The organism is Pseudomonas sp. 22072, from assembly GCF_052046095.1.
GTDB classification, from domain to species: Bacteria; Pseudomonadota; Gammaproteobacteria; order Pseudomonadales; family Pseudomonadaceae; genus Aquipseudomonas; species Aquipseudomonas paracarnis.
The window spans coordinates 150,264-174,069 of record NZ_JBQEQE010000008.1 but is presented as its reverse complement, the minus strand read 5'-3'; the positions used below and the strand labels follow the sequence as shown (position 1 = coordinate 174,069).

Annotated in this window: 26 protein-coding genes; 13 read left to right on the top strand and 13 right to left on the bottom strand. The window is 60.2% G+C overall.

Features of this window, described 5'->3' with window-relative positions:
- Nucleotides 1–283: 283 nt before the first annotated feature.
- The 3 genes from ACTJLA_RS11145 (at nt 284) to ACTJLA_RS11135 (ending at nt 2,331) form a co-directional block, all read left to right on the top strand.
- The gene (locus tag ACTJLA_RS11145; RefSeq protein ID WP_003193095.1) at nt 284–463 is read left to right on the top strand and encodes a hypothetical protein; all 180 of its coding nucleotides are present in this window, start codon (nt 284–286) and stop codon (nt 461–463) included.
- A 212-nt stretch (nt 464–675) separates the two neighbouring features.
- Complete coding sequence (locus tag ACTJLA_RS11140; RefSeq protein WP_057976196.1) at nt 676–1,398, top strand: TorF family putative porin; 723 nt, start codon at nt 676–678, stop codon at nt 1,396–1,398.
- 66 nt (nt 1,399–1,464) lie between these two features.
- Nucleotides 1,465–2,331: a DUF6279 family lipoprotein gene (locus ACTJLA_RS11135; RefSeq protein WP_440841234.1), complete on the top strand. Its 867-nt coding sequence runs from the start codon at nt 1,465–1,467 to the stop codon at nt 2,329–2,331.
- Here ACTJLA_RS11135 and copD read toward each other — a convergent pair.
- From copD to ACTJLA_RS11110, 5 genes are all read right to left on the bottom strand, one after another.
- Complete coding sequence (copD, locus tag ACTJLA_RS11130) at nt 2,328–3,209, bottom strand: copper homeostasis membrane protein CopD (protein WP_259039193.1); 882 nt, start codon at nt 3,207–3,209, stop codon at nt 2,328–2,330. The genes ACTJLA_RS11135 and copD overlap by 4 nt on opposite strands.
- Nucleotides 3,206–3,592 (bottom strand): copper homeostasis periplasmic binding protein CopC, encoded by a 387-nt coding sequence (copC, locus tag ACTJLA_RS11125; protein WP_314547025.1) that lies wholly within the window; start codon nt 3,590–3,592, stop codon nt 3,206–3,208. The genes copD and copC overlap by 4 nt, the downstream gene beginning before the upstream one ends.
- A 49-nt stretch (nt 3,593–3,641) precedes the next feature.
- Nucleotides 3,642–4,469, bottom strand: coding sequence for a copper resistance protein B (locus ACTJLA_RS11120; RefSeq protein WP_314547023.1), 828 nt, complete (start codon nt 4,467–4,469; stop codon nt 3,642–3,644).
- A 10-nt stretch (nt 4,470–4,479) separates the two neighbouring features.
- Nucleotides 4,480–6,195: a copper resistance system multicopper oxidase gene (locus tag ACTJLA_RS11115; RefSeq protein ID WP_089041928.1), complete on the bottom strand. Its 1,716-nt coding sequence runs from the start codon at nt 6,193–6,195 to the stop codon at nt 4,480–4,482.
- A gap of 126 nt (nt 6,196–6,321) precedes the next feature.
- Nucleotides 6,322–6,711 carry a hypothetical protein gene (locus tag ACTJLA_RS11110; protein WP_034128303.1) on the bottom strand — a complete coding sequence of 130 codons (390 nt, stop codon included), beginning with the start codon at nt 6,709–6,711 and terminating at the stop codon, nt 6,322–6,324.
- A 153-nt stretch (nt 6,712–6,864) separates the two neighbouring features.
- Between ACTJLA_RS11110 and ACTJLA_RS11105 the strand changes: the two genes are divergently transcribed.
- Nucleotides 6,865–7,134 (top strand): hypothetical protein, encoded by a 270-nt coding sequence (locus ACTJLA_RS11105; protein ID WP_034128302.1) that lies wholly within the window; start codon nt 6,865–6,867, stop codon nt 7,132–7,134.
- A gap of 106 nt (nt 7,135–7,240) precedes the next feature.
- Here ACTJLA_RS11105 and ACTJLA_RS11100 read toward each other — a convergent pair whose 3' ends face one another.
- On the bottom strand, nt 7,241–8,587 hold the full coding sequence (locus ACTJLA_RS11100; RefSeq protein WP_003193110.1) for a DEAD/DEAH box helicase: 1,347 nt from the start codon (nt 8,585–8,587) through the stop codon (nt 7,241–7,243).
- 191 nt (nt 8,588–8,778) lie between these two features.
- Here ACTJLA_RS11100 and ACTJLA_RS11095 point away from each other — a divergent pair, with 191 nt between their 5' ends.
- Complete coding sequence (locus ACTJLA_RS11095; RefSeq protein ID WP_054920228.1) at nt 8,779–10,071, top strand: mechanosensitive ion channel family protein; 1,293 nt, start codon at nt 8,779–8,781, stop codon at nt 10,069–10,071.
- Nucleotides 10,072–10,086: 15 nt separating this feature from the next.
- Here ACTJLA_RS11095 and ACTJLA_RS11090 read toward each other — a convergent pair whose 3' ends face one another.
- Entirely contained in the window at nt 10,087–10,653 is a 567-nt protein-coding gene (locus ACTJLA_RS11090; RefSeq protein ID WP_034128300.1) for a TetR/AcrR family transcriptional regulator, read from the bottom strand.
- Between the two features lie 125 nt (nt 10,654–10,778).
- On the opposite strand from ACTJLA_RS11090, the gene ACTJLA_RS11085 reads away from it, so the two are divergent.
- Nucleotides 10,779–11,567, top strand: coding sequence for an SDR family NAD(P)-dependent oxidoreductase (locus tag ACTJLA_RS11085; RefSeq protein WP_054897836.1), 789 nt, complete (start codon nt 10,779–10,781; stop codon nt 11,565–11,567).
- Between the two features lie 62 nt (nt 11,568–11,629).
- Complete coding sequence (locus ACTJLA_RS11080; protein ID WP_089041927.1) at nt 11,630–12,658, top strand: NADP-dependent oxidoreductase; 1,029 nt, start codon at nt 11,630–11,632, stop codon at nt 12,656–12,658.
- On the opposite strand, the gene ACTJLA_RS11075 is transcribed toward ACTJLA_RS11080, so the two are convergent.
- The 3 genes from ACTJLA_RS11075 to ACTJLA_RS11065 all read right to left on the bottom strand — a co-directional run bounded on the left by ACTJLA_RS11075 (nt 12,615) and on the right by ACTJLA_RS11065 (nt 14,753).
- Nucleotides 12,615–13,484, bottom strand: a complete 870-nt coding sequence (locus ACTJLA_RS11075; protein WP_089041926.1) for a carboxylate/amino acid/amine transporter — start codon at nt 13,482–13,484, stop codon at nt 12,615–12,617. The two genes, ACTJLA_RS11080 and ACTJLA_RS11075, sit on opposite strands and share 44 nt — an antisense overlap.
- A gap of 203 nt (nt 13,485–13,687) precedes the next feature.
- Complete coding sequence (locus tag ACTJLA_RS11070) at nt 13,688–14,287, bottom strand: FMN-dependent NADH-azoreductase (RefSeq protein ID WP_044275035.1); 600 nt, start codon at nt 14,285–14,287, stop codon at nt 13,688–13,690.
- 151 nt (nt 14,288–14,438) lie between these two features.
- Entirely contained in the window at nt 14,439–14,753 is a 315-nt protein-coding gene (locus ACTJLA_RS11065; RefSeq protein WP_034128295.1) for a 3-phosphoglycerate kinase, read from the bottom strand.
- A gap of 49 nt (nt 14,754–14,802) precedes the next feature.
- On the opposite strand from ACTJLA_RS11065, the gene ACTJLA_RS11060 reads away from it, so the two are divergent.
- The 5 genes from ACTJLA_RS11060 to aqpZ all read left to right on the top strand — a co-directional run bounded on the left by ACTJLA_RS11060 (nt 14,803) and on the right by aqpZ (nt 19,903).
- Nucleotides 14,803–15,726 carry a LysR family transcriptional regulator gene (locus ACTJLA_RS11060; protein ID WP_003193120.1) on the top strand — a complete coding sequence of 308 codons (924 nt, stop codon included), beginning with the start codon at nt 14,803–14,805 and terminating at the stop codon, nt 15,724–15,726.
- Between the two features lie 14 nt (nt 15,727–15,740).
- A complete protein-coding gene (locus ACTJLA_RS11055; RefSeq protein WP_054920239.1) occupies nt 15,741–16,544 on the top strand; it encodes an alpha/beta fold hydrolase in 804 nt (267 codons plus the stop codon).
- Between the two features lie 3 nt (nt 16,545–16,547).
- Nucleotides 16,548–17,111, top strand: coding sequence for a peptidylprolyl isomerase (locus ACTJLA_RS11050; RefSeq protein WP_034128293.1), 564 nt, complete (start codon nt 16,548–16,550; stop codon nt 17,109–17,111).
- Between the two features lie 82 nt (nt 17,112–17,193).
- Nucleotides 17,194–19,026: an ABC transporter ATP-binding protein gene (locus ACTJLA_RS11045; RefSeq protein WP_054897840.1), complete on the top strand. Its 1,833-nt coding sequence runs from the start codon at nt 17,194–17,196 to the stop codon at nt 19,024–19,026.
- 175 nt (nt 19,027–19,201) lie between these two features.
- Nucleotides 19,202–19,903, top strand: a complete 702-nt coding sequence (aqpZ, locus tag ACTJLA_RS11040) for an aquaporin Z (RefSeq protein WP_054897841.1) — start codon at nt 19,202–19,204, stop codon at nt 19,901–19,903.
- A gap of 120 nt (nt 19,904–20,023) precedes the next feature.
- Here the strand turns inward: aqpZ and ACTJLA_RS11035 are convergent, their stop codons facing one another.
- Nucleotides 20,024–21,157: a GNAT family N-acetyltransferase gene (locus ACTJLA_RS11035; RefSeq protein WP_060772935.1), complete on the bottom strand. Its 1,134-nt coding sequence runs from the start codon at nt 21,155–21,157 to the stop codon at nt 20,024–20,026.
- 285 nt (nt 21,158–21,442) lie between these two features.
- Here ACTJLA_RS11035 and ACTJLA_RS11030 point away from each other — a divergent pair, with 285 nt between their 5' ends.
- A complete protein-coding gene (locus ACTJLA_RS11030) occupies nt 21,443–22,765 on the top strand; it encodes a putative porin (protein WP_003193136.1) in 1,323 nt (440 codons plus the stop codon).
- Nucleotides 22,766–22,886: 121 nt separating this feature from the next.
- Here ACTJLA_RS11030 and ACTJLA_RS11025 read toward each other — a convergent pair whose 3' ends face one another.
- Together ACTJLA_RS11025 and ACTJLA_RS11020 are read right to left on the bottom strand one after the other, a co-directional pair.
- Nucleotides 22,887–23,123: an anti-sigma factor family protein gene (locus tag ACTJLA_RS11025; RefSeq protein WP_014719432.1), complete on the bottom strand. Its 237-nt coding sequence runs from the start codon at nt 23,121–23,123 to the stop codon at nt 22,887–22,889.
- Nucleotides 23,117–23,731 (bottom strand): RNA polymerase sigma factor, encoded by a 615-nt coding sequence (locus tag ACTJLA_RS11020; RefSeq protein WP_057976213.1) that lies wholly within the window; start codon nt 23,729–23,731, stop codon nt 23,117–23,119. Before ACTJLA_RS11020 ends, ACTJLA_RS11025 begins: the two co-directional genes overlap by 7 nt.
- Nucleotides 23,732–23,806: the final 75 nt, after the last annotated feature.

The following is a 23,806-nucleotide window of genomic DNA, read 5'->3' as shown; positions in this document are numbered from 1 at the left end:
TGTGCCCTGCACGCGCACGCGCCTGAAAAATCGCGGCTGGCATGGCGTTCCAGTGGCATCGCCCCACTCGTCTGATCGTTCGGTTCACTTTGAGCAGGCCATCAGCGTGTCCAAAGGCGTTGGGTTTCCAGCTAAAACAGTAAGTTAGCGCTTTATTTCAGCGCTGAACTTCGGCTATTTCCAGCCGCGAGCACTTATTCTCGAGGGATATTTGCCAAGCAATTGTCAAGTATTTCCTGTACGATAGCTGGCCAAGTTAATTTTCTACAGGTTAGTGGCCGCCATGCGTGTAAAAGCATCCAACAGCAAAGCAAAGCCAGCTCCCGCCGTTGAAACCAGCGAATCGATCAACAGCCAGATTGCTGCGTTCCTCAAGTCCGGCGGCGAAATCCAGCAAATTGCCAAGGGCGTGAGCGGCCAGACTTTCGGCCCGTCCAAGCAGATCAGCCTGGGCAAGAAGTAATAGTCATACCCGCGCACTGCATCTGGTCCCTAAGCGTCTTGCCTTCGAGGCGCTAGGACTAGAGTTGCCACCCCCTCCCGACACCCTCAATACGCAGCTAATCGACGAACGGGCCTCAATGCCTGGCATTCGCCGGTATCCTTGCACACGTCTAGCACGGGCATCTGCCTGAATCTTTCCGTTACTGCTCCTCGCTTTTCATGGAGTGAAGCATGCTTAAACGCTGTATTTTCGTGGTCAGCATCCTGGTCGCCAGCCCTTTGGCCGAAGCGCATATCTTCCAGCGCGAATTGGGTGACTTCGACCTGAAATTAGGTACAACCCCCAGCCGCACCATGGCCCAGGGCCTGGTCAAGCCGACCGCCCCTGGCAGCGACTCGTTCCACGGAGGCCTGGACCTTACCCACGACAGCGGCCTGTATTTCGGCCAGTTTTCCCCGAACATGGGCCTGTCGTCGGCCAATAACCTTGAAGTCGACTCCTACATGGGCTTCAAGCGTCCGTTCGACCAGACCCTGGGCTATGAAGTCGGCTTGATCCACTACAGCTACCCCAAGCTCAGCCCCCTCGACAGCCAAGAGTTCTACGGCGGGCTGAACCTGTTGGGCAATCGCTTTGGCGTGTCTTTCAGCAACGACCCCGACCGCCAGGACAGCACCCTGTTTGCAGACCTGGGCGGCACCCAGCCTTTCGGCATCGGCGTCAGCATGAAGTACACCACCCATCAACTGGGCACACCGGTCTCGGTAGAGAACGGCGCCATCAGCAGTTTCAGCGATTGGTCGGTACAGTTTTCCCGGGCCTGGAAAGGCATTGACCTGGACCTGATCTACAGCGGCTCCAGCCTCAGCGGCAGTGACTGCTCGGCCTACTCCGGACACAATTCGCAATGTGACGGGCTGTTGACCTTGAAGGCCGCACGGTCGTTTTATTGATGGGCTGAACTGTCGCGCCCCGCGCAGGTTCACATGCATTAACGCCCTCCATGCAAGGACCTGCCCATGTTGCGCCGGCTTAAATTCCTGGTGGTACTGCTGACCCTGAGCCTGGTGCTTGCCGGCTGCAATCGCGTGGGCCTGGCCTACCGTAACCTCGACGTGATCATCCCCTGGACCCTCAACGACTACCTGGACATGAATGCCGGGCAGAAGAGCTGGTTCAACGACACCCTCAAGGAACACCTGGCCTGGCACTGCACCACGCAATTGCCTGGCTACCTGGACTGGCTCGACCGCCTGCAGCAGATGGTCGACAGTAACCAGGTCACCGACGCCGCATTGCAAACCCGTACTGTCGAAGCCAAACAGGCAATTGCCGAGATTGCTCGGGAAATCACGCCCTCAGCTGTGCAATTGCTGCAAGGCCTGGACGATCAGCAGGTCAAGGACATGAGCGATGCTCTGGCCAAGGACCTGCGCAAACGCCAGGACGAATACCTCAAGCCACCACTGGCTCAACAAATCAAGGAACGCGCCGAGCGTATGAGCAAGCGCCTGGACGCCTGGATCGGCCCGTTGAGCCCAGGCCAGCAAAACCGCGTCACGGCCTGGTCGGCCGAGTTGGGCACGCAAAACCAAGCGTGGATCGGCAACCGCGCCCATTGGCAGGCGCAATTTATCGAGGCGCTGCAACAACGCCACAATGCCGATTTCCCGCAGAAAATCCAGCAACTGCTGGTGGATCGCGAAAGCCTGTGGACCCCGCAATACCGCGCCGCCTACGCACAGACCGAAGCCGCCGCGCGCAGTTTGCTCGTGGACGTGATGGCCCAAAGCTCCCCAGCGCAGCGCCTGAAACTCACCCAGAAAATCGACAAGGTCCGCAGCGACTTCCAGGCGCTCAAATGCCTGAAAAGCGCACAGTCTTAGTCAGGTGCCAAGGTGCCCAGCCAGGCCACCAGGCCAAGGATGAGCACCACAGCGCCAAACTCCAGGACCATGCTGCGCCGTAACGCACGGATCGCCACGTTATAGTCGCCCGCCGCGATGGATCGTTGCAGAAGCGGCGTCAGGTGAAAGCGATTGAGCGCCGCCAACGCCAGCATCAGGCCAAACAACCCCAGCTTCAGGCACAACAGCACCGCGTAGACTCCACCGGTGATGCCCCCCAGATTCGGCCCGACAACAAACAGGTAATTGGCCACTCCAGTGCCGATCAGCACTAGGACAAATCCCGCGCCAATGCGCTCAAAGCCTGCCAATGCTCTGGCCAGAACCTGGACCCGATCACCCTGTGGCAACGACGCAGGCATCAACAACAAACCAAATGCCACCAACGCCCCCACCCAACCCGCCGCTGCCAACAGGTGTGCACTGTCGCTGACGATATGCCACACACCTTGCGCACCTTCGTGCATCACGCCGTGCCCTGTCCACACCAGGGTGACCAACGCTACGCCAGCCGACAGCGTGGCCAGCGGCAGGCGAGGACTGAATAACGCAACGATCAACCCCGCGATACGCACCCACCACGTCAACCCCAGGTCGGTCTGCCACAGCATCATTTGCAGGTGCGGCCACAGCGTCTGCCAATCCGTGGCGCCGCTCATGGCCTGGGTCATGACCAGCAGCGACGCGACTGAAAACACCAGCCCCAAGCCGCCCGTCAATCTCATCAACGCCTTTAGATTGAGTAGCCTGCGTTGCTCAGCGTAGAAGCCGTAAAGGCCGAACAGCCCCAGCCCAAATAGCACCATCAGGTCGAGATAGAGCGCGAAGCGCAATACGATGGGGATCAGCTCACTCATGGCTGCACGCGGAACACCACATTACCGGTGATCGGATGCGTATCGGACGACACGGCACGCCAATCCACCCGATAGCTGCCAGTGCTGAGTGCGGAGGCCGGCTTGATCAACATCACCTTGGGGTCGCTGCTCGCCGACACGCTGGCCTTCACCGGCATCGGCGAATTGGGCATGCCCGGCATGTCGGTCATGATCAACTTGGCCCCGGAAAACTGGGTCAGCAGGTTTTCTGAGAAATGCAGTTCAATCACTGCGGGAGCGGCGCCCTGTGCGCCTGCCGTCGGAATGGATGACAGCAGCTTAGGGTGGGCCGAAGCGGGCAGGCTAAGACTTAAACCTACCCACAACGCAGCACCCAGCAGCGTGGTTTTCAACATAGACATGCAAGACTCCAGGCCGCGCTAGGCGGCGAATAATAGAAAGGGAAACCCGTCAGAACCACAGGCGCAAGCCGACGACCCAGCGCAGTTGATTGATGTCTTCGTCTTCGTCCCGTGCGTATTGCGCGGTCTGGCCATAAGCCCGGTTCCAGCTAACCCCAACGTAAGGCGCAAACTCTCGGCGAATTTCGTAGCGCAAGCGCAGGCCCAGTTCACTTTCTGACAAGCCCGAACCGATACCGCGTTGCGGATCGCTCTGCGCATAGAAATTGAGTTCTGCGGTGGGCTGCAGGATCAGGCGATTGGTGAGCAGAATGTCGTAGTCACCCTCAAGACGTGCGGCGGTATGCCCCGATTCGCCGACAAACAACGTGGCTTCGGCCTCGAAGTTGTAGAGCGCCATGCCTTGTAGGCCAAAGGCCGCCCAGCTCTGGCTGGCACCGGGCTTGAAGTCCTGGCGCACGCCGCCGACCACATCCCACCAAGGGCTGATTGCGTGCCCCCATAACGCTTGGGCTTCGGCACTTTCAGTGCGGCCGGCGCTGCGTTCGCCTTCACTGCGTAGCCACAACCGGTCGATGTCACCGCCGACCCAACCCTTGATGTCCCAACTCTGCGCGTTGCCGTCGCCGCCCTGCCATTCCAACTGGTTGACCAGCAGCATCGAGTTGACGCCGCTGTCGTGTACCTGATGCCCTCCCGGCGCGTTGTACACCGCTGCGCGGTCTGCGTCGGTCAGCGCCGGAATCGGCGTACGGCTTTGCGTCAGCGCGGGCGTCGCCGGGCTCATGCCCTGAAATGCATCCTCGGCCGCCAACGTCCATGGGGCGAACCCCAGTGTGGCGAAAACGATGCAAAGGGACGAGACGCAACGGTTCATGCTCGCTTCCTTATTCATGCACGCGCACCTCGCGGAACATGCCCATTTCCATGTGGTACAGCAGGTGGCAGTGATAGGCCCAGCGCCCCAAGGCATCAGCGGTGACGCGGTAACTGCGCCGGGAGCCCGGTGGCATGTCGACCGTATGTTTGCGCACCTGGAACTGGCCGTTTTCGTCCTCCAGGTCGCTCCATAAGCCATGCAGGTGAATCGGGTGGGCCATCATGGTGTCGTTGACCAGCACCACCCGCACGCGCTCGCCATAAGTCAGTTGCAAAGGCTCGGCATCGGAAAACTTCACGCCATTGAACGACCAGGCGAACTTTTCCATATGCCCGGTGAGATGCAATTCGACGGTGCGCGAGGGATCGCGGCCATCGGGGTCTTCAAAGGTACTGCGCAGGTCGGCATAGGTGAGCACCCGGCGGCCATTGTTGCGCAGGCCGATTCCAGGGTCGTCCAGCTTGGGCATCGGGTTCATCGCCTGCATGTCTACCAGCGGGTTGTTCTGCTCGCTGGCGGGGTGTTTCTGCATCGCCATCGCGCCCATGGCGCTGTGATCCATGCCTTCCATGCCCGGCATATCGGCCATGGCACCGTGGTCCATGCCGCCCATGCCCATGTCATCCATCGTCAGCCACGGGCGCGGATCAAGCGGCGGTACTGAGGCGGTCGCACCCATCTGCCGGGCGAGGGTGCCACGGGCATAGCCTGTGCGGTCCATGGACTGGGCAAACAGGGTATAGGCCTCTGCCACAGGCTCGACCAGCACATCGTAGGTTTCCGCCACGGCGATACGGAACTCGTCGACGCTTACCGGCTTTACCGGCTGGCCATCCGCGGCGATGACGGTCATCTTCAACCCTGGAATGCGCACATCAAAATAGGTCATCGCCGAGCCATTGATAAAACGCAGGCGAATCGTTTCCCCCGCCTTGAACACTCCGGTCCAGTTCTGCCCAGGCGGCTGGCCGTTGAGCAAGTAGGTGTAGGTCTCGCCGCTGACGTCCGCAAGGTCGGTGGGGTTCATCTTCATTTGCGCCCACATCAGCCGGTCGGCAGCCGTGGCCGACCAGCCCTGCTTGCCCACATCCCGGATAAAATCGCCCAGGGTGGGTTTGTGCAGGTTGTAGTAATCAGACTGCTTCTTGAGGGTCTTCATCAGGGCGACGGGGTCTTCGTCGGTCCAGTCCGACAGCATCACCACGTAATCGCGCTGGTAGCTATAAGGCTCGGGTTCCTTGGGATCGATAACCAGCGGGCCGTACACGCCCTGCTGCTCCTGAAGCCCGGAATGGCTGTGGTACCAGTAGGTGCCGTGCTGCTTGACCTTGAATTGGTAAACGTAAAGGCCGCCCGGTTCGATGCCCTTGAAGCTCAGGCCGGGCACGCCGTCCATGGTCGATGGCAACAGGATGCCGTGCCAGTGGATCGAGGTGGGCTCGCCAAGACGGTTTTTCACGCGCAGGGTCACGGTGTCGCCTTCGCGCCAGCGTAACAGCGGGCCGGGCAGGCTGCCGTTGACGGTCAACGCGGTGCGCGCACGGCCGGTCAGGTTGACGGGAGTCTGGTCAATAAACAGGTCAAATTCGCTGCCGGCGAGCACCGTGGGCTGGCCGGGGCTGGTCAGTGCCCACACAGGTGGGCGCCAAAGCCCGAGCCCACCCAGCAGGCCGCCTGCGGCCAGGCCTTTGACGAATGTGCGTCTGGAGGTTGTGGAGTGCATGCCGATTCAAGTCCGTGAGTTGAATGGCAGCAGATTAGGAGTCGCCGGCTGTCAGCAACCTTAGCGACAGATTACCGATTCGACAGGTTCACCCGGCTCCCTCGGGGGCGCCGGGGCACAAGAAGATCAGGCGATCTGCGCTTTGGAGGCCACTTCAGCGAACGTTGCCGGATCAAGCGCGTCCTCCTGCTCATCCAACACCTGACGTGGATGATCATTACCCGGAATCGAACTGTCGATCAGCGCCAGCAATTGCGCACCCAGCGCCGTCAGAATGAAATTCTCGCCATTGCCGCCCTCTTCCTCAGGCCGCGACTCGATAAAGCCACGCTTGAACAGCAGCGCCTCGTAATCGGCAGCGGTCTTCTTGAGTGCGTCCAGGTTGCCAGTGTCCTCGCCGGCCGTCGCCTTCTCGGCCGCTTCTTGTTCGGCGTATTTGCGCGGGGCAAAGCTGCCTTCGCCGTTCTGCACTTCATGCAGCAGACGTTCGATCAGATCCCAATTGTAAGTCGTCATCCTGATTCCTCCTGCAGGCCGATGGAGTTAGCCCGTCTTAGGGAGTGACACGTTCCGGCACGGGCCGTTCAACCAAACGGACGGGCGTCATTTCTCTGAACTTTCCAGAGGTTCGCCGCCTCAACTGCACATCACTGCCAAGGAAGTCCGACCATGAAAACCTTGATGAAGCTGACCCTCGCCGCCACGCTGTTGAGCACCCTGCCCGCCTGGGCCTGCACGCCTGAGGAGGCCACGGCCAAGCGCGAGGAGCTGGCCAAGGAAGTGACCAAGCTCACCGAGCAGAACCCGAACAAGGCCAAGGAGATGAATGACGAGTTGCAGAAGATGGACCTGGATACTGAAAGCGCCAAGTTTCCCGACAAGTGCCAGTTGATCGATGCGCGACTCAAGGAGCTCAGAGAGGCTGCGGGGAAGCATTGAGCACAGCGCGACGCAGAGCGTCTCTGGAGGCATTCCCACGCGGAGCGTGGGAACGATCATGGCGAAAAAAAACCGGACATTGTCCGGTTTTTTTATGCCCAACTGCTTATTCGGCAGCCGGAGCTTCTGGCTTGCGGCGCTTGAGCGGCGCCATGCCGTCCTTGCTGACGAGCGACAGGTTGTCGGTCTTCGGCCGGTTGGCGATCTTGCGCTTGGTCGGCGACTTGGCGCCGGTTTTCTTCTTGTCGCCCTTGGCGTCGGTCTTTTTCTTCTTCACGCCAACGGCCTTGCCCGACGCCTTGACCTTCTTCGGCCCGGTGTACGTGCCTTTGACTTCCTTGATGGTGCGGCGCTCGAACGACTGCTTCAGGTAGCGTTCGATGCTCGACATCAGGTTCCAGTCGCCGTGGCAGATCAGCGAGATAGCCAGGCCATCGTTGCCGGCCCGTCCGGTACGGCCGATACGGTGCACGTATTCGTCGCCGCTGCGGGGCATGTCGAAGTTTATCACCAGGTCCAGGCCGTCGACGTCGAGGCCGCGTGCGGCAACATCGGTGGCCACCAGGATCTTCACGCCGCCCGCCTTGAGACGGTCGATGGCCAGCTTGCGGTCCTTCTGGTCTTTCTCGCCGTGCAGCACGAACGCCTTGTATTCCTGCGCAACCAGGCGCCCGTAGATACGGTCGGCGGCGGCACGGGTGTTGGTGAACACGATGGCCTTCTGGTAGGTCTCGTTGGCCAACAACCAGTTCAGGATCTGTTCTTTGTGCACGTTATGGTCAGCGGTGACGATCTGCTGACGCGTGGTGGCGTTCAGGTCGCTGACGTTGTTGACCTGCAAGTGCTCAGGGTTGTTCAGCACCTTGGCGACCATATCGCGCAGGGTCGAACCACCGGTGGTGGCGGAGAACAGCATGGTCTGCTGGCGGTTGACGCACTCACCGACCAGACGTTGCACATCATCGGCAAAGCCCATGTCGAGCATGCGGTCGGCTTCGTCGAGCACCAGCACTTCGACTTCCTTGAGGTCGAGGTTGCCAGCGTTGAGCTGCTCGATCATGCGCCCTGGGGTGCCGATCAGGATGTCCGGCACCTTGCGCAGCATCGCGGCCTGGACCTTGAAGTCTTCGCCACCGGTAATGATGCCGGACTTGATGAAGGTGAACTGCGAAAAGCGTTCGACTTCCTTCAGGGTTTGCTGGGCCAGCTCGCGGGTCGGCAGCAGGATCAGGGTCTTGATGCTGACGCGCACCTTGGCCGGGCCGATCAGGCGGTTAAGTACCGGCAGGACGAAAGCGGCGGTCTTGCCGCTGCCGGTTTGCGCCGTCACCCGCAGGTCACGCCCTTGCAGCGCGAGCGGGATGGCCGCTGCTTGCACAGGCGTAGGCTCGACAAATTTAAGCTCGGCCACGGCTTTAAGCAGGCGTTCGTGCAGGGCGAATTGGGAAAACACGGGTGCTACCTCGAAGAAATACAAATATCAGCTGCATAGGTTACCGGTTTCGGGCGCCCAAACCGAGTTTCTTTACGCGAACGGGGCTAATCAGCTGCTTTTTTGTCAGCGATTTTGTCCAGAGCGTCAACTTTGTTGCACTTAAATGCTCTAATCGCCCCGTGTTGTCTTACAGAAGAATCGGTTCACGCATGGATATCAAACAGCTCTGGCTCAACGTCCAAGACCTTTGGGGCGCCCTAGATGAACACCCGGTCCTGCATTCCAGCCTCGGTTTGCTGGTGTTGCTGGTGGTGGCATTGGTGGTGGGACGGGTCGCCCGTTACCTCATCCTGCACGCGGTCAAATTGCTCGGCCGGCAGCCGGCCCTGCACTGGCTGAACGACCTGCGGCATAACAAAGTCTTCCATCGCCTGGCGCAGATGACGCCATCGCTGGTGGTCCAGTTCGGCCTGTACCTGGTGCCGGACCTGAGCAAGACCGCCATTCTGTTTATCGGCAACGTCGCCCTGGCGATCACCATTCTGTTCATGGTTTTGGCCATGAGTGCCCTGCTCAACGCGCTGCTGGATATCTACGCACGCACCGAACACGCACGCACCCGCTCGATCAAAGGCTATGTGCAACTGGCGAAAATGGTGCTGTTCGTGTTTGGCGCGATCATCATCGTCGCCACCCTGATCGACCGCTCGCCGCTGTTGCTGCTCTCCGGCCTGGGTGCGATGTCGGCGGTGATTCTGTTGGTGTACAAGGACACCCTGCTGTCGTTCGTCGCCAGTGTGCAATTGACCAGCAACGACATGCTGCGCGTCGGTGACTGGATCGAAATGCCCCAGGTCGGCGCCGATGGCGATGTGGTGGATATAACGCTGCACACGGTGAAGGTGCAGAACTTCGACAAGACCATCGTTTCCATCCCCACCTGGCGCCTGATGTCCGAGTCGTTCAAGAACTGGCGTGGCATGCAGGCCTCCGGTGGGCGCCGTATCAAGCGCAGCCTGTACATCGACGCCAGCGGCGTACGCTTCCTGAACGACGAGGAAGAAGTGCGCATGACCCAGGTGCACTTGCTCAGCGGCTATATCAGCCGCAAGCAGGCCGAACTCAAGGCCTGGAACGAGGCTCAGGGCCACAGCGCGCAACTGTCGGCCAACCGTCGGCGCATGACCAACCTCGGCACCTTCCGCGCTTACGCACTGGCATACCTGCAAAGCCACCCGGACATCCAGCCGAACATGACTTGCATGGTGCGCCAGATGCAAACCACCGCCCAGGGCGTGCCGCTGGAGATCTACTGCTTTACCCGCACCACGGCGTGGGGCGATTACGAGCGGATCCAGGGCGATATCTTCGATTATCTATTGGCAGTGTTGCCGGAGTTCGGGCTGAGCCTGTATCAGCAGCCGAGCGGCAACGACCTGCGCGCCGGCGTGCTGCCGGCGTTGGCCGGAGCCACGCAGGTACCCATCGCCGAAACGGCATGAGTGATGCAAACGGGATTACGGCAGTGACGCCGTAATCTCCTTGCGGCAAACCTCAAGCACTTCATCGGCCAGTGCGGAATCATCCGGGCACGCCCGCGACAACATGATTGCGCCGATGGCATGGGCCATGCTGTCGAGCATTTTCGCGCGCACGCCTTCTTGTGGCGTCTCATGAGCTGCGTTGTACTTTGCTTCCAGGGCCTGCAGGGTATTTTCCAAACCGTCGGCAAAGGTCGCCTTCAGCGTGTCCGATTGACGGGCGGCATCGGCACACAACGCCGCCAATGTGCATCCGCCGCCGCGATGGTCGCGGTGCTGCCTGGACAGGTAAACCTCGAAAAACTGCTCCACCTCCATCTCCGCGCTGTCGGCCAGTGACTGCGCCAGACTGTTAGCGGCTGCTTCCGCCATCAAGTCCGCCTTGGAACCGAAGTGCTTGTAAAAGCCGCCTTGGGTAAAACCGGCCGCAGCCATCAACTCGGCCACGCCCACCCCATCGAAACCCCGCTCACGGAACAGCTCCGAAGCTGTCGCGACGATATGGGCCCGATTGCTCTGTGACTGCGCCTTGGTGATCTTCATGTCTGTGGTCCTGACAGCGTGCGAGATAGGCATATTACTATGATGTCGATCATAATCAAAACCGTTGACAGCTTTGATTATGATCGACATCATAAAACCTCCTCGCACTCACAGAGCATCACACCATGAGTACTTCCAACACCGTTCTGATCACTGGCGCTTCGACCGGCATTGGCGCCGCCTACGCCGAACGCTTTGCCGCACGCGGCCACGACCTCGTACTGGTCGCCCGTGACATCACGCGCCTGGAAGCGCTCGCCGCCAGGTTGCGTGAGCACCACGCCGTCAGCGTTGATATCCTCCCCGCCGACTTGACCCAGACCGCTGACCTGGCAGCAGTTGAAGCGCGCCTGCGTGATGACGCCAGCATTGGCACCCTGGTCAACAATGCCGGCGCCGCGCAGTCCGGCGGTTTTATCGAGCAGTCCACCGACAGCGTCGCGCAGTTGGTCGCCCTCAACACCACTGCACTGGTGCGCCTGGCCAGTGCTATCGCCCCGCGCCTGGCGGCAGCGGGCAACGGCGCTATCATCAACATCGGCTCGGTAGTGGGCCTGGCCCCGGAATTCGGCATGACGGTGTACGGCGCGACCAAGGCGTTCGTGTTGTTCCTGTCCCAGGGCATGAGCCTGGAGCTGGCGCCCAAAGGCGTGTACGTGCAAGCCGTGCTGCCCGCCGCCACGCGTACCGAGATCTGGGAGCGTGCGGGCATCGATATCAACACCCTCACCGACGTGATGGAAGTGGGTGATCTGGTGGACGCAGCGCTGGTGGGGTTCGATCGCCGCGAGCCGGTGACCATTCCGCCGTTGCAGGACGGCGCCCGTTGGGACGCGTTGCAGGCTGCGCGGCAAGGCTTGCTGGCACAGATCAAGCAGTCCCAGGTTGCCGAGCGTTACCTGGCCAACGCCTGAACAACCGGTAGCAGGCGTGCTGCGCGCCTGTCCCTTCTCACCGAAGCAACGAGCGTTGAACCATGAAGGCATTTTCCATCGAACGGTACGGCAAACAGCCCGGCCGCCTCACCGAGGCCCCCGCGCCTGTTGTGGGTGAGCATGACGTGCTGGTTCAGGTGCGGGCCAGCAGCGTCAATGTGCTGGATGCAAAGATCGCCAAGGGCGAATTCAAACTGATCCTGCCCTATGCGATGCCGTTGACACTCGGCAATGACCTGGCCGGCGTGGTGCTCAGCGTCGGCGCGGCGGTACGACGCTTCAAGCCGGGGGACGAAGTCTACGCCCGCCCGCCCCAGCAGCGTATCGGCACCTTCGCTGAGTTGATTGCCGTGCACGAAGACGCACTGGCGCGCAAACCCGACAACATCACCATGGAGCAAGCCGCGGCCCTGCCCCTGGTCGCGCTCACGGCGTGGCAGGTGCTGGTGGAAACCGCGAAGCTGAAGAAAGGCCAGAAAGTGTTCATTCATGCGGGCTCAGGCGGAGTGGGCAGTATCGCCATTCAGCTGGCCAAGCATTTGGGCGCTTTTGTCGCCACCACCACCAGCACCGCCAATGTGGAGTGGGTCAAGGCGTTGGGCGCGGATGTAGTGATCGACTACAAACAGCAAGCCTTCGAGGCCGTGCTGCGGGATTACGATGTGGTGCTGAACAGCCTGGGCCCGGATGCGCTGGCCAAGTCACTGAAGATTCTCAAGCCCGGCGGTCAGCTCATCTCCATCTCCGGGCCGCCGACGCCCGCCTTCGCCCGCGCCCAGAACCTGCCATGGGTATTAGGCCTGGTCATGGGCCTGTTGAGCAGCGGTATCCGCAGGAAAGCACGCAAGCAAGGCGTGAGCTATGAGTTTGTCTTCATGCGTGCCAGTGGCGCACAACTGGATGAAATCACCGCGCTGGTCGAGTCCGGCAGTATCCGGCCGGTTATCGACCGTACCTTTCCGTTCGAATCCACAGCGGCGGCCCTGGACTATGTCGAACAAGGCCGCGCCAAAGGCAAGGTGGTGATCACGATGGGGACGATACCGCCCGACGCACACCCAGCCGGCTGATCCACACCGCCCCCAGAATCACCAGACCGCCCAGGGCCAAACGGCCCAGCGGTTCGTGCTGGTTCCAGATCAGCAGGTTCAGCAGCAACCCCACCGGCACATGCAGGTTGTTCATCACCGCCAGGGTGCCGCCATTGACCAGGCAGGCGCCCTTGTTCCACCAGTACATGCCCAGCGCGGTGCTGACCAACCCGAGGAACACCAGCACACCCCATTGCAGCGGCGCTTGCGGCAGGAAGTCAGCCTTGCCGAACAGCAGGAACGCCGGCAACACCACCAACAAGGCGCCCAGGTAGAAATAACCGAAACGCCGGAAGTGCGGCTGATCACTGGGGTAACGCGCCACCAGGTGCTTGTACATGACTTGCCCGGCGGCGTAGGTGAAGTTGGCCAATTGCAGCAGCAAGAACCCCATCAGGAAGTGCGGGGTGATCTGATCGAAACGAATCACCGCCGCCCCCCCCACCGCCACTAGGGCCGCCACAAGCGCCCAGGGATTGAAGCGGCGATTAAGCGCGTCCTCGATCAGGGTCACATGCAGCGGCGTGAGGATGGTGAACAGCAGCACTTCCGGCACCGTCAGCACGCGAAAGCTCAGGTACAGGCAGACGTAGGTCACGCCGAACTGCAATGCACCGATCATCAACATGCCGCGCATGAACGCCGGCTCCACCGAGCGCCAGCGCGTCAGCGGAATAAAAATCAGCCCGGCCAGCACCACGCGTACCAGCACCGCAAAGTAGCTGTCGACGTGACCGGCGAGGTATTCGCCAATCAAGCTGAAGGAAAATGCCTGAATCAGGGTGACAACCAGTAGATAGCCCATGCGCGCCTCGTTTCGAATGGGCGCGACATTAAAGCTTTTTGGTTTTTGAAGAAACTCGGCGCAAAAAAAACCCGACCTCGCTAAAGCGGCAGTCGGGCAGGAGCACTCAGGAGCAAAAAGTGCAAAGGGAGGTTCGATACGCGTACTTGAAGGGTTTGCGTGGGGCTATATAAGCAACACGGGATTATCTGACGATTAACGCCTCAGGCCACCTGGGCCAGCAGTGCCTTGGCGTGATTGACGCCCTTCTCCTGGAAGTCGCCGCCCAGGTTGACGCCTTCGGCGTGAATGAAGGTGACGTCATGAATGCCAATAAATGCCATGACCTGGCGCAGGTACGGTTCCTGGTGATCCGAGGTAGCACCCGTGTGAATACCGCCGCGTGCGGTGAGCACGATGGCGCGCTTGCCGGTCAACAGGCCCTGAGGCCCAGTGGCGGTGTATTTGAAAGTCACACCGGCCCGCAACACGTGATCCAGCCAGGCTTTGAGGGTGCTGGGGATAGCGAAGTTGTACATCGGCGCGGCCATCACCAACACGTCGGCGGCCAGCAGTTCGTCAGTCAACTCGTTGGAGCGGTCCAGGGACACCTGTTCGTCGTCGTTACGCTGCTCCGCCGGTTTCATCCAACCGCCCAACAGGTTGGCATCCAAGTGGGGTACCGGATTGAGCGCGACGTCGCGCACGGTGATGTGGTCTGCCGGATGGGCGACTTGCCATTGGCTGATGAACTGTTGGGTGAGCTGGCGGGAAATGGAATCCTGCTGGCGCGCACTGCTTTCGATGATCAGGACATTGGACATGGCTTCGTAGGCTCCATCGGTAATTGCTGTAAGTCGATGGAGAGAAGGTTAACCAGGGCCCATTCGATAAAAAAGCGCAAAAAACTGCTACAACCCATCTAGAAATTCGTTTATAAGCGGAGTATTCCTGTGGGCATGCCCCGCTACCGCTTTATTTTGGCGCGCAGTCCAAGGCAATGCGCATCTTGATGATGGCGCGGTTGAACTTGACCGTGGTGTTGGTGCTTTTGCCTGCCGGCACAGTCACGGTGCGACGGCGTGGCGATTCCGGGCCGTTGGTGAAGGTAACCTTGCACACCGCGTCCTGGGTACCGTAGTTGTTCAGCTGGATCGAACTGATGTCGCCGTCCACATCGGAGGCGGTGTAATCAATGCTCACGCCATCGATCTTTTTCGTCACGTCGATAGGGTAGGCAAACGCGCTCATCGGCAGCAGCGCCAGCAACACACAACACAATTTTCTCATTCGGCAGTCTCCAATAAGGACCGCCAGCTTAGGACAAGAGGAGCTCATCTTGAAAGCGCCCCGCGTTACCCTCGATCAATGGCGCACCTTGCAAGCCGTGGTCGATCATGGCGGCTTTGCCCAAGCCGCCGAAGCGCTGCACCGTTCGCAATCTTCAGTGAGCTACACCGTGGCGCGCATGCAGGACCAACTCGGCGTCCCCTTGCTGCGTATCGACGGGCGCAAGGCGGTGCTGACCGAAGCCGGTGAAGTGCTGCTGCGCCGTTCCCGCCAACTGGTGAAAAACGCCAGCCAACTGGAAGACCTCGCCCATCACATGGAGCAGGGCTGGGAAGCCGAAGTGCGCCTGGTGGTGGATGCCGCCTACCCCAGCGCACGCCTCGTTCGCGCGCTCACCGCCTTTATGCCGCAAAGCCGTGGATGCCGGGTGCGCCTGCGCGAAGAAGTGCTGTCCGGCGTCGAAGAGTTGCTGCTCGACGGCATGGCGGACCTGGCCATTTGCGGGTTTATCATCCCAGGCTACCTGGGCACGGAAATGAGCGATGTGGAGTTCGTCGCCGTGGCCCACCCCGATCACTCGCTGCATCGCCTCAACCGTGAGCTGAGTTTCCACGACCTGGAGAGCCAGATGCAGGTGGTGATCCGTGACTCGGGCCGCCAACAACCGCGCGACGTCGGCTGGCTAGGCGCCGAACAGCGCTGGACCGTCGGCAGCCTCGCTACCGCCGCCACCTTCGTCGGCAGCGGCCTGGGCTTTGCCTGGCTGCCCCGGCACATGATCGAGCGCGAACTCAAGGAAGGCGTGCTCAAGCAGCTTCCCCTGGAAAAAGGTGGCAGTCGAAACCCGACGTTTTACCTGTACTCCAACAAAGACAAACCCTTGGGGCCCGCCACGCAGATCCTCGTGGAATTGCTGCGCACCTTTGACACCGCCCCCCTGGACGCGCCCTTCGCCGCTCCCCAACAAGCCTGAAACGGAGTTCATCCATGGCCTGGTTCGATCATGAAGGCTGCAGCCTGCATTACGAGGAATACGGCCATGGCAACCCCCTGATCCTGATCCACGGCCTGGGCTCCAGCAGCCAGGATTGGGAACTGCAAATACCGGTACTCGCCCGGCACTACCGCCTGATCGTGGTTGACGTGCGCGGCCATGGTCGCTCGGACAAACCCCGGGAGCGCTACAGCATCAAAGGGTTTACCTTCGACCTGGTCGCCCTGATCGAACACCTGGACCTGCCAGCGGCCCACGTGGTGGGTTTATCCATGGGCGGCATGATCGCCTTCCAACTGGCGGTGGATGAACCCCTGCGGGTCAAGAGCCTGTGCATCGTCAACAGCGCGCCTGAGGTCAAGGTGCGCAGTGCCGACGACTATTGGCAGTGGGCCAAACGCTGGACCCTGGCCCGCGTGCTCAGCCTGGGCACCATCGGCAAGGCCTTGGGCGATCGGCTGTTCCCAAAACCTGAGCAGGCCGACCTGCGCCGCAAGATGGCCGAACGCTGGGCAAGCAACGACAAACGTGCTTATCTCGCCAGCTTCGACGCCATTGTGGGCTGGGGCGTGCAGGAACAACTGTCGAGAATTGCCTGTCCAACCCTGGTCATCAGCGCCGACCATGACTACACCCCCGTGGCGCAGAAAGAAATCTATGTAAAACTGCTGCCCGATGCGCGGCTGGTGGTCATCGAAGATTCCCGCCATGCCACGCCCTTGGATCAACCCGAGGTCTTTAACGCGACCTTGCTCGAGTTTCTAAAGACCGTCGAAACCACTACCCAGGATCACTGACCCATGCTGAAAAAAATCGCCTTCTTTGCCGGTTCCGCCCTGTTCGCTGCCAACCTGATGGCGGCCGAGCCGGCCAAGGCGCCACACGTGTTGCTCGACACCACCAACGGCCAGATTGAAATCGAACTGGACCCGGTCAAGGCGCCGATCAGCACCAAGAACTTCCTGGCCTATGTCGACAAGGGCTTCTACACCAACACGATCTTTCACCGCGTGATCCCCGGCTTCATGGTCCAGGGCGGCGGGTTCACCCAGCAAATGGCGCAAAAGCCGACCGAAGCACCGATCAAGAACGAAGCCAGCAATGGCCTGCATAACGTGCGTGGCACCTTGTCCATGGCTCGCACCAATGACCCGAACTCGGCCACCAGCCAATTCTTCATCAACGTGGCCGACAATGCCTTCCTCGACCCGGGCCGCGATGCCGGTTATGCCGTGTTCGCCAAAGTGGTCAAGGGCATGGACGTGGTCGACATCATCGTCAACTCCCAGACCACCACCAAGCAAGGCATGCAGAACGTGCCTATCGATCCTGTGATCATCAAGTCGGCCAAGCGCATCGACTGAGGTCCGCAGGCAGCTTTGCACGGTGCCCGCATGGCACCGTGCACCTTTGAAAGGAGAGCCCGCCCGGCGGGCGTCAAACCTAATGCTCTATCGTCGTTTTGAACAACTGATCGATATTTTCCGCGACGCCCCCAGCGCGGCCCCTCCCGAAAAAGTCCTGCCCTTCTATCTCTATTACCTGCGCCAGGTGTGGCCGTGCTTCGCCGCGCTGCTGGTGGTGGGGCTGGTCGGCGCCCTGATCGAAGTTGCGTTGTTCAGCTACCTGAGCCGCATCATCGACCTGGCCCAGGGCACGCCACCGGCGAATTTTTTCCAGATCCACAGCGCCGAGCTGATCTGGATGGCCGTGGTCGCCCTGTTGTTGCGCCCGCTCTTCAACGGACTGCATGACTTGCTGGTGCACCAGACCATCAACCCTGGCATGACCAGCCTGATTCGCTGGCAGAACCACAGCTACGTGCTCAAGCAGAGCCTGAATTTCTTTCAAAACGATTTCGCCGGGCGCATCGCCCAGCGGATCATGCAAACCGGCAACTCCTTGCGTGACTCGGCGGTGGCGACCGCGGAGGCTATCTGGCACGTGTCGATCTACGCCATCAGTGCCCTGGTGTTGTTTGCCGAGGCCGACTGGCGGCTGATGATTCCGCTGATCACCTGGATCGTTTGCTACAGCCTGGCCCTGCGTTACTTCGTACCTCGGGTGAAAGAACGCTCGGTGATTTCCTCCGAGGCGCGCTCCAAACTGATGGGCCGAATCGTCGACGGCTACACCAATATCACCACTTTGAAGCTGTTCGCCCATACCCAGAATGAACAGGAATACGCCAAGCAAGCGATCATCGAGCAGACCGAAAAAACCCAACTGGCCGCCCGCGTGCTCACCAGCATGGACACCGTGATCTGTATTCTGAACGGCCTGCTGATCGTCACCACTACTGGCCTGGCCCTGTGGCTGTGGACCCAGTCTCTGATTTCCGTGGGCGCGATTGCCCTCGCCACCGGCCTGGTGATCCGCATCGTCAACATGTCCGGCTGGATCATGTGGGTGGTCAACGGCATTTTCGAAAACATCGGCATTGTGCAAGACGGCCTGAAGACCATCGCCCAGCCACTGGCCGTTATCGATCGTGAAAACGCTCCGCGCCTGACGGTACCCCACGGCCAGGTACGCTTTGAGCAAGTGGACTTCCACTACGGCAAGAAGAGCGGAATCATTGGCGGCCTCAACCTTGAGATCAAGGCCGGGGAAAAGATCGGCTTGATCGGCCCATCCGGCGCGGGCAAGTCGACGCTGGTCAACCTGCTGCTGCGCCTTTACGACCTGCAGGGCGGGCGCATCCTCATCGACGGCCAGGACATCGCCGAGGTCGCCCAGGAGAGCCTGCGTGCACAAATCGGCATGATCACCCAAGACACCTCGTTGCTGCACCGCTCGATCCGCGACAACCTGTTGTATGGCAAGCCCGACGCGACTGACGAAGAACTGTGGGCGGCGGTGCACAAGGCCCGCGCCGATGAATTCATCCCGCTGCTGTCGGATTCCGAGGGCCGCACCGGGCTGGATGCCCATGTGGGTGAACGTGGGGTGAAACTCTCCGGCGGGCAACGCCAGCGTATCGCTATCGCCCGCGTGCTGCTCAAGGACGCGCCGATCCTGATCATGGACGAAGCCACCTCTGCGCTGGACTCTGAAGTGGAAGCGGCGATCCAGGAGAGCCTGGAAACCTTGATGCAGGGCAAGACGGTGATCGCAATTGCACACCGGTTGTCGACCATCGCACGAATGGACCGCCTGGTGGTGCTGGAAAAAGGCCAGATTGCCGAAAGCGGCAGCCATTCCGAGTTGTTGGCATACGGCGGGCTTTATTCGCGGTTATGGCAGCATCAGACCGGGGGTTTTGTCGGCATAGACTGATTTTGCTGAGTAAAGCCCCGCTCAATTCCGAACAATTCTGACAGCTTTCTCTATCTGGCTGGTCTTGCGAGACAATCCTGCTGTACTGCAATCAGGCCCCAGGAGGGCCCTGATTTAAGGCAGCAGGGAAGCCACACAGACCGTTAATCAGATAGAGCAATCTAAGGAAGTGTTCATGTCACTGTTCAAACGTTCCGTAACGGAAGGACTGGGTACGTTTTGGCTGGTGTTGGGTGGCTGCGGGAGTGCGGTGTTGGCCGCAGCGTTCCCCAACGTCGGCATCGGCCTGCTCGGGGTGTCCCTGGCTTTTGGGCTCACGGTGCTGACCATGGCATTTGCCATCGGGCATATCAGCGGCTGTCACCTTAACCCGGCCGTCTCGGTGGGGTTGGTGGTCGGCGGCAGATTCCCGGCCAGGGAGTTGCCGGCCTACATCGTGTCGCAAGTGATCGGTGGCGCCATCGCCGCCGCACTGCTGTACTTCATCGCCAGCGGCAAACCCGGGTTCGAACTGGCCTCCGGGCTGGCAAGCAATGGTTATGGCGAGCATTCACCCGGTGGTTATTCAATGGCGGCAGGCTTTGTCTGTGAGCTGGTGATGACGGCGATGTTCGTGCTGATCATCCTTGGCGCCACCGACCGTCGAGCCCCGGCAGGCTTCGCGCCCATCGCCATTGGCCTGGGGCTGACGCTGATCCACCTTATCTCCATCCCGGTGACCAACACCTCGGTCAACCCGGCCCGCAGCACAGGGCCTGCGTTGATTGTCGGCGGCTGGGCGCTGCAGCAATTGTGGCTGTTCTGGCTCGCGCCCATCCTCGGCGCGGTGATCGGCGGCATTACGTACCGATGGGTGGGTGCAGAAAAAACAGCTTGACCCAATCCCTGCAGGAGCGAGCTTGCTCGCGAAAAACGCCAACGATGACGCGGTGCATACAGCTGTAATCCCGCGTCGTCTGCACGTTCTTCGCGAGCAAGCTCGCTCCTACAGGGTGTTTCACGTGCCGTCAGAGTGCCGATAAGGCAGGGCCGCCCTCGCCTCTTCGGCATACGCCAGAACCCCCACCCGTTCGCGCTCAAGAAAATCTTCCACAGCGTTCTTCAACCCCGGGTGGCGCAGGTAGTGCCATGACCGCGTAATCACCGGCTCAAACCCGCGAATCAATTTGTGCTCGCCCTGGGCACCCGCATCGAAGCGTTGCAGGCCGTGGGCGATGGCGTAGTCCATGCCTTGGTAGAAACAGGTCTCGAAATGCAGGCGGTCGAATTCCGCCAGGCAACCCCAGTAGCGGCCGTAGAAGCTGTCGCCACCGATCAGGCTGAAGGCCATCGCCACCGGGCGCGTGCCTTGTTTGGCCAAGACTACGCGTATGGCTGTGGGCATGCGCTCAGCCAACAGGCTGAAAAATGCGCGGGTCAGGTAGGGCGATTGCCGACGCACCGCGTAGGTGTTGGCGTAGCAGGCGTAAACAAAATCCCACTGGGATTCGCTCAGCTCATGGCCTTGCAACCACTCGAACTCGATACCCTGCCCTGCCACTTGTTCGCGCTCTTTGCGCATCTGTTTGCGCTTGCGTGAACTCAGGGCGTCGAGGAAATCCTGGAAGTCGCGGTAACCACGGTTCTGCCAATGAAACTGACAACCCAGGCGTTGCAACCAGCCGGGGTGTTGGGCCATGGCTTCATCGGCGAGGGCATCGGTAAAGTTGATATGGGCGCTCGACAGGCCCTCGATCTCCAGATACCCCGGCAGGCTATTAAGCAATTCGAAAGCGTCTGCGGCACTGGCAGCCAATACGCGCGGCCCACCGACCGGGCTGAACGGCACGGCCGTCAGCAACTTGGGGTAATAGTCGATGCCGGCGCGCTCGCAAGCGTCGGCCCAGCCGTGATCGAACACGTACTCGCCATAAGAATGCCACTTGCGATAACCCGGCAATGCCGCCATCAACCGGTCGCCTTCCCAGTGCAGCAAGTGCTCCGTCTGCCAGCCCGAATGCGGGCCGATGCTGGCGCTGTCTTCCAGCGCACTGAGAAACCCATGCTGCATAAACGGCTGGGCCTGTGGCATCAGGGCATCCCACGTGTGCGCAGCGATATCGGACAGGCTGTCCAGGCGTTGCAGCGGCATCGGCATCCTCATTGTTTCTTGGCATGAAAACCTGGGGAGTATCGCTGATCACAGCCGCGCACACATCCTCAAAACACGCGGACAGACGTCAAAACCCTTAGTTCCGTTGCGTAACGATTTGTCATCTAGATGAAATCACTTAGCCACTACTCCGTCATAAACGGTCGCGATACTGACGCCAGTTTTTAGAGCGTCCGGGTCTACCGGGCGACATTTTTTCCGTCCGTCATGGGTCGGTTGTGTCCTGGAGGGTGTTGCCCTCCCTCCTCACTTTCGGAGATTGATATGCGTCTTGCTTCCACTAAAACTGCGGCGGTCCTGTGTGGCGGCCTGTTGCTGGCACTGAGCGTTCCGGCCAGCGCTGCAGTCGACGCTAAATTGCTCGACATGCTCAAGGCCAACGGCCAGATCACCGCGGCGCAGTACACCGAACTGCAAATGGAACTGGCCAGGGATCAGAAAGAGCAGCAGATCGCACGCCAGGCTCAACAAGAGACCAACGAGCAGATCGCGGCCACTGCGAAAAAAACCAACGAGCTGAGCAGCTTCGACCAGAAATTGGCTTGGGCAGCCAAGACCCAGTTCAAGGGTGACGTGCGCTTCCGCCAGGAAACCATCAAGATCGACGGCGAGCCCAACAACGGTGGGCGTGACAAAGACCGTCAACGCATTCGTGCCCGCCTGGGTGCCTACACCGAAATCAACCCGCAGGTGGACACTGGTATCCGTATCGCCACCGGCGGCGGCGATGATGCACGCTCCACCAACCAAGACCAGGATGGTTACTTCGATAAGAAGTCGATCTGGCTGGACCTCGGCTACATCGACTACCACCCGGACCAGATCAAGAACCTGCACGTGATCGGCGGCAAGATGCTGCAGCCGTGGGTGAACATGGGCGATGTGATCTGGGATAGCGACATCAACCCTGAAGGCCTGGCCGTCACCTACAAATACCCACTGGGTAGCAGCGCTGAGCTGTTCGGCAGCCTGGGTAACTACAACCTCAAGGACAACGTGGACGGTGACGGCGTGCAATTTCGCCATGACCTGCGCCTGACGTCCGGCCAGTTGGGCACGCGGTTCTCGGTCACCGACAACCTGAAAATGACCTTGGGCGGCAGCATCTACGCCTACAAGAATGACGAAGACAGCCGCTGCACAACCACCACCACGCCTTGCGCATTGGCGGTCAACGGCAACTCGGCCAACAATGAATTCCGCTTGTACGAAGGCTTTGCGCAAGCAGACATCGGTGGCCTGGCCGTGCCGCTGTCGTTCTACGGCCAGTACGTGAAAAACAACGATGCGGTGACCGACCAGGACACCGCCTGGTTGCTGGGTGCCAAGTCCAAGGTGTTCGGTTTGAACCTGGACTACAACTACCGCGACGTTCAACGTAACGCCGTCGTAGGCGCCTTCACCGATTCGGACTTCGCCAACGGCACCACCGGCTCGCGCGGTCACAAGATGAAAGTCAGCTATGACATCGACAAGAACTTCGCCATCGGCGCCACCTACTTCCTGACCAAGGCTGACTTCGCCAGCCGGACCCAGCGGGATGCCGATACCAACACCTTGCAGCTGGATGCTGAAGCCAAGTTCTAACGCTTAGCATGTAGGAGCGAGCTTGCTGTGGCGAGCAAGCTTGCTTGCGCTGGGGTGNAAAAGCCTGCGACTGCTGCGCAGTCGAGCGGGAGCAAGCTCCCTCGCCACAGCAAGCTCGCTCCTACATGATGTCTTTACGCCGCTCGGCGGCCAGTTGTTCGGCCAGCGCATCAACACCCTCCACCGGCTCCTGCGGCATACGCTTGAGCGTTGCCTGCATCAGGCGCATCTGACGGATAAAGCGCCGGCAGTTCGGACAAAACATCAAGTGATGACGCACCAGCAGACGCTCCCGAAAGGTCAATTGCCCATCGAGATAGTCACTGGAACGCGCTACTTGTTCTTTACAGGTCAACATTCGCCCGTTTCCTCAAAATGCTCCACCGTGGCGAAGACTTTAAGCCGCGCTCGATGCAACAGCACACGGACGTTGGAGAGTGAAAGGGTCAGAAGATTACAGATTTCTTCCAGTTCCAGGCCCTGGCGTTCACGCAGGACCAGCACACTGCTTTGCAATTCGGACAAACTCAGAATCGTATGCTCCAGGCATTTGCGCAGTTCATCTTCGGTCAGCAGCGCTTCCGGGGTGTCTTGGTGCCAAGCGTAAGGGGCGACAGCCCAATGGCCATCATCCGGGCTGAAGCGGTCATCGCCAATGGTGCCGTGGGGTGAGGGCAAATCGTCGAGAAGGACTTCCCGACGATTTTGTTTGTAACGGCTCTTTGCGGAGTTGGCAGTGATCGTCAATAACCATGTCTTGAGGCTCGATCGCCCTTCGAACTTGGCCAGGTTGCGCACCACCGAGAGCCAGGCATCTTGCACCACCTCCTCGGCATGGCGCTGGCCGACGATGGCATACGCCACTGCGCGCATCGCACTCTGGTAAGTGTTGACCAAATCCTTATAAGCCCGCTGCTCACCCTTGAGCAGGCGTTCAAGCAGGTGCGCATCGTCCGCTGCTGCCATCGATTACCTCAATATTGCCGTGGAAATACGCTCAATGTGGGAGCTGGCTTGCCTGCGATCCAGACAACTCGGTGA

Bases quoted from the DNA above. Each gene is read 5' to 3' on its own strand.
- copD (WP_259039193.1), bottom strand. From the start codon at position 3,209: ATGAGTGAGCTGATCCCCATCGTATTGCGCTTCGCGCTCTATCTCGAC.
- ACTJLA_RS11115 (WP_089041928.1), bottom strand. From the start codon at position 6,195: ATGCACTCCACAACCTCCAGACGCACATTCGTCAAAGGCCTGGCCGCA.
- ACTJLA_RS11080 (WP_089041927.1), top strand. From the start codon at position 11,630: ATGAAGGCATTTTCCATCGAACGGTACGGCAAACAGCCCGGCCGCCTC.
- ACTJLA_RS11110 (WP_034128303.1), bottom strand. From the start codon at position 6,711: ATGACGACTTACAATTGGGATCTGATCGAACGTCTGCTGCATGAAGTG.
- ACTJLA_RS11140 (WP_057976196.1), top strand. From the start codon at position 676: ATGCTTAAACGCTGTATTTTCGTGGTCAGCATCCTGGTCGCCAGCCCT.
- ACTJLA_RS11045 (WP_054897840.1), top strand. From the start codon at position 17,194: ATGCTCTATCGTCGTTTTGAACAACTGATCGATATTTTCCGCGACGCC.
- ACTJLA_RS11025 (WP_014719432.1), bottom strand. From the start codon at position 23,123: ATGTTGACCTGTAAAGAACAAGTAGCGCGTTCCAGTGACTATCTCGAT.
- ACTJLA_RS11085 (WP_054897836.1), top strand. From the start codon at position 10,779: ATGAGTACTTCCAACACCGTTCTGATCACTGGCGCTTCGACCGGCATT.
- ACTJLA_RS11030 (WP_003193136.1), top strand. From the start codon at position 21,443: ATGCGTCTTGCTTCCACTAAAACTGCGGCGGTCCTGTGTGGCGGCCTG.
- ACTJLA_RS11020 (WP_057976213.1), bottom strand. From the start codon at position 23,731: ATGGCAGCAGCGGACGATGCGCACCTGCTTGAACGCCTGCTCAAGGGT.
- ACTJLA_RS11065 (WP_034128295.1), bottom strand. From the start codon at position 14,753: ATGAGAAAATTGTGTTGTGTGTTGCTGGCGCTGCTGCCGATGAGCGCG.
- ACTJLA_RS11095 (WP_054920228.1), top strand. From the start codon at position 8,779: ATGGATATCAAACAGCTCTGGCTCAACGTCCAAGACCTTTGGGGCGCC.
- aqpZ (WP_054897841.1), top strand. From the start codon at position 19,202: ATGTCACTGTTCAAACGTTCCGTAACGGAAGGACTGGGTACGTTTTGG.
- ACTJLA_RS11050 (WP_034128293.1), top strand. From the start codon at position 16,548: ATGCTGAAAAAAATCGCCTTCTTTGCCGGTTCCGCCCTGTTCGCTGCC.
- copC (WP_314547025.1), bottom strand. From the start codon at position 3,592: ATGTCTATGTTGAAAACCACGCTGCTGGGTGCTGCGTTGTGGGTAGGT.
- ACTJLA_RS11070 (WP_044275035.1), bottom strand. From the start codon at position 14,287: ATGTCCAATGTCCTGATCATCGAAAGCAGTGCGCGCCAGCAGGATTCC.
- ACTJLA_RS11055 (WP_054920239.1), top strand. From the start codon at position 15,741: ATGGCCTGGTTCGATCATGAAGGCTGCAGCCTGCATTACGAGGAATAC.
- ACTJLA_RS11135 (WP_440841234.1), top strand. From the start codon at position 1,465: ATGTTGCGCCGGCTTAAATTCCTGGTGGTACTGCTGACCCTGAGCCTG.
- ACTJLA_RS11075 (WP_089041926.1), bottom strand. From the start codon at position 13,484: ATGGGCTATCTACTGGTTGTCACCCTGATTCAGGCATTTTCCTTCAGC.
- ACTJLA_RS11035 (WP_060772935.1), bottom strand. From the start codon at position 21,157: ATGCCGCTGCAACGCCTGGACAGCCTGTCCGATATCGCTGCGCACACG.
- ACTJLA_RS11105 (WP_034128302.1), top strand. From the start codon at position 6,865: ATGAAAACCTTGATGAAGCTGACCCTCGCCGCCACGCTGTTGAGCACC.
- ACTJLA_RS11120 (WP_314547023.1), bottom strand. From the start codon at position 4,469: ATGAACCGTTGCGTCTCGTCCCTTTGCATCGTTTTCGCCACACTGGGG.
- ACTJLA_RS11145 (WP_003193095.1), top strand. From the start codon at position 284: ATGCGTGTAAAAGCATCCAACAGCAAAGCAAAGCCAGCTCCCGCCGTT.
- ACTJLA_RS11090 (WP_034128300.1), bottom strand. From the start codon at position 10,653: ATGAAGATCACCAAGGCGCAGTCACAGAGCAATCGGGCCCATATCGTC.